The sequence below is a fragment of the Acuticoccus kandeliae genome (genome assembly GCF_003073115.1).
Genome location: NZ_QBBV01000057.1, coordinates 1 through 435 on the forward strand (window position 1 = coordinate 1; position 435 = coordinate 435).

The 435-nt window shown below is 79.1% G+C and carries 1 protein-coding gene; it reads right to left on the reverse strand.

Annotation, left to right across the window (positions count from 1 at the left end; all coding sequences use genetic code 11):
• Window positions 1-435 (reverse strand): helix-turn-helix domain-containing protein (locus DBV35_RS29285; protein WP_205648939.1); only part of this gene is annotated, 435 nt, incomplete at both ends.

The window sequence follows — 435 nt, forward strand, 5'->3', positions numbered from 1 at the left end:
CGCGGGCTCCGCCGGGGCGGTCACCGCATCGAGGTCGGACCCGAGCAGCTCGCGCACCCGGTGCCGGGCGAAGGCGTCGACCGCCTCCTCCCCCGCCGTCTCGGCGAGGAAGCGCAGTGCCTGGGTGGCCAGGTCGTCGTACCCGTGCCCGAACCGAACCCGGCCCGTGTCGGTGAGCAGGTACTCCCGGGCCGGACGGCCCCGGCCGCGCGGACGGGCGGACCGGGCCGGGGCCCGGACCTCCGCCTCGCCGTCGGCGATCAGCGCGTCGAGGTGCCGGCGCACGGCGGCCTCGGTGAGCTCCAGCTCGGCCGCCACCACGGCGGCCGTGACCGGACCCTGCTCCATGAGCACCCGCGCCACGAGGGCGCGGGTACCCGTCCCGGACCCGGCGGGCACCACGGCGTCGCAGCCGACGCCGTGCCCGCAGGCAGG